The sequence below is a fragment of the Flavobacterium erigeronis genome (assembly GCF_054075165.1).
Genome location: NZ_JBSKGP010000017.1, coordinates 1 through 5,570 on the forward strand (window position 1 = coordinate 1; position 5,570 = coordinate 5,570).

The following is a 5,570-nucleotide window of genomic DNA, read 5'->3' on the forward strand; positions in this document are numbered from 1 at the left end:
AGATTTTAGATTTTAGATTTTAGATTTTAGATTTTAGATTTTAGATTTTAGATTTTAGATTTTAAAAAAGCTTCGCTTTTTTGGAATTTGGGATTTCAAAAATTGGAATTTAAAAACATTGTGATTTTGACCATAATCTTCGTTTCTTTGTAAAAACAGTTTCACTACATGATACACGCAAAAAACATACATAAATTCTACGACAAACTTGAAGTTTTAAAAGGTGTCGATCTTCATATTAAAAAAGGGGAAATTGTTTCTATCGTTGGTGCTTCTGGTGCTGGAAAAACGACTTTACTGCAAATCTTAGGAACTTTAGACAAGCCAGATCATAATCCAGATTCGTCTCTGACGATCAATGGAAAAAATGTTTTAGAATTGCAAAACGTCAAAAACGAAAGCTCAAATCAAGAAAAAGCATTCAAAATTATCACTTGGTTAGGAGCTTTATATTTCATTTTATTAGCTGTATTTGTATTGTTTTTTAGAAACAAAATAGAAAACGACATTTTCGGTTACGGGACATGGGCGGTAATACTCCTGCCTACTCTTCTATTAGCTATTTACTACAGCCGTTACTTTAAAAAGAAAAGCAAACAAGACAAAGTTTTATCCGATTTCAGAAACTTAAATTTAGGATTCATTTTTCAATTTCATCAGCTTTTACCTGAGTTTACAGCTTTAGAAAACGTCTGTATTCCAGCTCATATTGCGGGTAAAAAAACAGCCGAAACAGAAGAAGAAGCAAAAAAACTTTTAAGCTATCTTGGACTTTCGCACAGAATCAATCATAAACCAAGCGAACTTTCGGGCGGTGAACAGCAGCGAGTGGCAGTTGCAAGAGCTTTAATCAACAAACCAGATGTCATTTTTGCCGACGAACCTTCTGGAAACCTAGATACACATTCGGCAGAAAACCTGCATCAGCTGTTTTTTCAGCTTCGAGACGAGTTCGGACAGACGTTTGTCATTGTAACCCACAACGAAGAATTGGCAAACATGGCCGATAGAAAATTAGTTATGGTCGACGGACAGATTAGCAATTAGAATAATCAGGAGCTAGTTCCTGCTGTCCTTCCAATCTTTTATGCCGAACCCCGGCATAAAAGGATTTTCCCTCCCATCAGGGCTAGGGTACTCAAATTCATCAGATGATTTCATTTAAAATGAACCAAAAAGAACTCAAAGAATTTCTAGACGAAAAAGTCATTCAATATAACAATCAGGATTTTATAGAAAGTGATCCTGTTCAGATTCCGCATCTTTTTACTCAAAAAGAAGATATCGAAATCGCAGGTTTTCTAAGCGCTTCAATCGCTTGGGGAAATCGTAAAATGATTATCAAGAATTCGCACAAAATGATGGAATTAATGGGCAACACGCCATACGATTTCGTTATGTCGCATTCTGATGAAGATTTGGCCAAACTAGAAACTTTTGTACACAGAACTTTCAACGGACATGATTTTGCTGGTTTTATTAAAGGCTTGCAACACATCTACAAAAACCATAACGGGTTAGAATCTGTCTTTGCTAAAAATCAAGAAAAAGACAGTTTGCAGAAAAGCATTAGCGAATTCAAAAAAATATTCTTCGAAACCGATCATTTAGCAAGAACTCAAAAACACATTTCAGATCCGTTAAACAATTCGGCAGCGAAGAGAATCAACATGTACCTGCGTTGGATGGTGCGCCAAGATGCAAAAGGAGTCGATTTAGGAATCTGGAAAACTATTTCGCCTTCTGCATTATCTTGTCCGCTCGATGTTCATTCGGGAAATGTTGCACGCAAACTTGGAATCCTTTCGCGAAAGCAAAACGATGCAAAAGCATTAGCAGAATTAGACTTAGCACTTCGCAAAATGGATGCTCAAGATCCTGTAAAATATGATTTCGCTTTGTTCGGATTAGGGGTTTTTGAAGGGTTTTAAATTTTAAAACAGCTGATTATTTCAAATGCTCCAAATGCAAATAATTCCAATTTACAAAAATTTCTTTTTCAGAATCACTTTCCCAGCCTTCAGAATTTAAATATTGATATATAAATTCATAGTCAATTAATAGAGTCTCTTCACCTAATTTAGAATTTTTAAGTTCTTCAATAGTCGAAGTCGCGACTCCAAAATTATCGGCTACATAATTAGACTTAATAGTCCGTACATTGTTTTCAATAATCTCTTCATCAAAATACTTTTCATAATAAGACAATTCCAATTCTCCATTTTTAAATTTCGCCAAGCGAGCTTCGTCAACAGTATTTTGATAATACACTAACAAAATCAAAGTATTCAGATTTTTTGAAATATGTTTTAAAATTTCATCAAAAAAATATAAACCAAAATGAAAGTCAAACTCAACTTCAACCCAATCTTTGGTTAGATTTTTTGAAACTATTAATGTTAGATTTTTACCGTCAAAAGAATTTTCTTCGTGCGGTAAATTATAAAACCACCACTTATTAGTATCAAGCCATATTTCTCTACCAATTGGTAAATATTTCTTCAACTCTACTACCACCGTTTCAATATCTTTACACTTAATACTCGTTTGCGAAAATGTTCCCATCTTATTTATTTGGTAGCCGTTTTTTACTTTCTTTTTCAAAAATATTAAAAAATTCTACTCCGCCTTTTGGATTATTAGATTCTTTTGAGCGTGAATAAATCGCATTTAAACACTGAAAACCAAACAATTGCACAAACAAAATTTAAGATGATTCGAAAAATCTTGTGTTCTAACCATCATTTTAACGTACATTTGCACAAAATTTAAAGCAAATGAGCACTTTCGAAAAATTTAATCTTCCAAAATCATTACAAAAAGCAGTTGACGAATTAGGATTTGTTACGCCTACTCCTATTCAAGAAAAATCTTTTTCTGTAATCATGTCTGGACGTGATATGATGGGAATTGCACAAACCGGAACTGGTAAAACATTTGCTTATTTACTGCCGCTTTTAAAGCTTTACAAATTTACCCATACCAATACGCCAAAAATCGTAATCCTAGTTCCAACGCGTGAATTAGTGGTTCAGGTGGTTGAAGAAGTAGAGAAACTGACTGCTTATATGTCGGTTAAAACTTTAGGAATTTATGGTGGTGTAAATATCAATACGCAGAAAAAAGCTGTTTACGAAGGTGTTGACATTTTAGTTGGAACGCCTGGACGTACAATGGATTTGGCTCTTGACGCTGTTGTTCGTTTTGACGAAACGCAGAAACTAGTTATCGACGAGTTTGACGAAATGCTGAATTTAGGTTTCAGACCACAGCTGACGGCTCTTTTTGCCATGATGAAAACTAAACGTCAAAACATTCTATTCTCGGCAACGATGACGGATGAAGTTGATGATTTATTAAATGATTATTTCGATTTTCCAGAAGAAGTTACTCTAGCTCCATCGGGAACTCCGCTTGAAAAAATCACACAGTTTACTTATAACGTTCCGAACTTTAATACTAAAGTAAATCTTTTAAAACATTTACTGGAAACCGACGAAAACATGAGCCGTATTTTGGTTTTCGTAAACAACAAAAAGATTTCAGACATGCTTTTCAATCGCATCGATGAACTTTTTGAAGGACAGTTTGGCGTAATTCACTCTAACAAATCTCAAAATTACCGTTTGAGCACAATGGCAGAGTTTCAAGAAGGAAATCTTCGCGGTTTAATTACAACCGACGTTATGGCGAGAGGTTTGGATATTTCAAATATTACTCACGTCATTAACTTTGAACTTCCAGAAGAACCAGAATTGTACATGCACAGAATTGGTCGTACAGGTCGTGCAGACGCAACGGGAACTGCGATAAGTTTTGTTACTCCAAGAGAGGAAGAATTCAAAATTGAAACCGAGCTTTTAATGGATCAGGAGCTTGAAATCGCTGATTTCCCTGAAGAAGTTGAAATCTCAGAAAAGCTTATCGAAGCTGAAAAAGACAAATTGCCAAGAAAGTTTTTAATGAAAAAACCAAAACTTGAAGGCGATGGTGCTTTTCACGAAAAATCAAAAAAGAACCAAAAAATCAATCTTGGAGGCCCTTCAAAAACGAAGAAAAAAACTCACGGTTCTGTCAACAGAAATATGTTGAAGACAAGAAATGAGAAGAAGAAGAAAAAGTAATTTTTTTTTTAAGGTGCTAAGCTACTAAGATGCTAAGGTTTTAAGTTTTTTATATAACACAAAAAAGGGTAAAAATTCTTTGAATCTTTACCCTTTTTTTAAGCTTAGAGGCTTAGTACCTTAGCAACTTAGAACCTTACAAAAAACTATATTTTCGTAAACACCAATCCTACTGGCGAACACATCTGAATTCTTCTGCCAGTATCTGTCAGTTTTCCTGTTGCGATATCTCTTTTAAAAATAACTATATCATTAGTATATTGATGACCTACTAAAACGTAATTTCCTGTTGGGTCAATAGCAAAATCTCTAGGGCCTTTTCCTAATGTGCTTTGCTGTTCTACCAATTTTAAAGCTCCGGTTTTCAAAATCTTGTAAACTGAAATAGAGTTTGCATCTACGCGATCGGTAAGGTATAAAAAGTTTCCGTCTGGCGAAAGTTTGATTGCCGCTGCTCCCGTTCCTCCTTTAAAATCTTTTGGAAGAATGCTTGTTTCTGCAACTACTTTTAAACTTCCTGATTTATCATAGCTTAAAGTCGTCAAAGTTCCGTCTAGTTCTTGCACTAAATACACAAATTTCCCGTCTTTACTAAAAGTCAAATGTCTTGGACCGCTTCCTGGTTTTACATCAACACTTCCTTTTAGTGTTAGAATTTCGTTTTTAGCCGCTGGATTGTATTTATAAATAAACACTTTATCTAAACCTAAATCGTTAGAAAGCACAAACTTTTTATCTGGAGAAAAAACCACCATGTGCACGTGCGCTTTTTCTTGACGCGCCGCATTTGGCCCTTTTCCTTCGTGTTGAATTAACTGCTGTACTTCTGTAATGCTTCCATCAGCATTTTTCTTAAAAACTGCAATGCTTCCGCCAGAATAATTGGCAGCGATTACATGTTTATCATCATTTATTAAATGACACGGATCTGCTCCTAAAGCATCATTTTTATTTATAAGACTAACTTTTCCAGATTGAGAATCATATGAAAAAGAACTTACAGTACTTTGCGTCCCGTTTTCGTTTACTGCATAAATAAATTTATTATCTCCAGAAACTGAAAGATAACTCGGACTTACAACATTCTCAGAAGAGCTTTTTAATTTATACTCACCTGTAGAAGCGTCGAATTCATAGACATAAATCCCATTGCTTTGGCAGGTATTGGTGTAAGTTCCAACTAATAAATTAAATTTATTTTGAGCTTTTACCGCGGTTATTGATAAAGCTGAAAATAAGACTAGATATATTTTTTTCATAGTTTGTTTTTTGAATTAGCTAAAATAAGCAATAAAATCGTTTCGAAATCACATCTTCTACACAAGAAATTACAAAAGTTACATTTTTTGATGTTTTTTAAACCATATAAGTTCATGTAAGTTATTTAAGCATTCTTTATTCTTTATTCTTTATTCTTTATTCTTTATTCTTTATTCTTTATTCTTT

The 5,570-nt window shown here is 34.1% G+C and carries 4 protein-coding genes and 2 pseudogenes; 4 read left to right on the top strand and 2 right to left on the bottom strand.

Features of this window, described 5'->3' with window-relative positions; translation table 11 throughout:
* Positions 1-168: 168 nt before the first annotated feature.
* From ACWA1F_RS23835 to ACWA1F_RS23845, 3 genes and pseudogenes are all read left to right on the top strand, one after another.
* Positions 169-381, top strand: a pseudogene (locus ACWA1F_RS23835) (ATP-binding cassette domain-containing protein); the annotation flags it as partial.
* Positions 382-597: 216 nt separating this feature from the next.
* Positions 598-1,047, top strand: a pseudogene (locus ACWA1F_RS23840) (ABC transporter ATP-binding protein); the annotation flags it as partial.
* A 119-nt stretch (positions 1,048-1,166) separates the two neighbouring features.
* Positions 1,167-1,931, top strand: coding sequence for a TIGR02757 family protein (locus ACWA1F_RS23845; RefSeq protein WP_456897528.1), 765 nt, complete (start codon positions 1,167-1,169; stop codon positions 1,929-1,931).
* Between the two features lie 16 nt (positions 1,932-1,947).
* On the opposite strand, the gene ACWA1F_RS23850 is transcribed toward ACWA1F_RS23845, so the two are convergent.
* Positions 1,948-2,604, bottom strand: coding sequence for a hypothetical protein (locus ACWA1F_RS23850; protein ID WP_456897522.1), 657 nt, complete (start codon positions 2,602-2,604; stop codon positions 1,948-1,950).
* 173 nt (positions 2,605-2,777) lie between these two features.
* Between ACWA1F_RS23850 and ACWA1F_RS23855 the strand changes: the two genes are divergently transcribed.
* The gene (locus ACWA1F_RS23855; RefSeq protein WP_456897524.1) at positions 2,778-4,124 is read left to right on the top strand and encodes a DEAD/DEAH box helicase; all 1,347 of its coding nucleotides are present in this window, start codon (positions 2,778-2,780) and stop codon (positions 4,122-4,124) included.
* A 146-nt stretch (positions 4,125-4,270) separates the two neighbouring features.
* Here the strand turns inward: ACWA1F_RS23855 and ACWA1F_RS23860 are convergent, their stop codons facing one another.
* The gene (locus tag ACWA1F_RS23860; protein ID WP_456897526.1) at positions 4,271-5,383 is read right to left on the bottom strand and encodes a lactonase family protein; all 1,113 of its coding nucleotides are present in this window, start codon (positions 5,381-5,383) and stop codon (positions 4,271-4,273) included.
* Positions 5,384-5,570 lie beyond the last annotated feature (187 nt).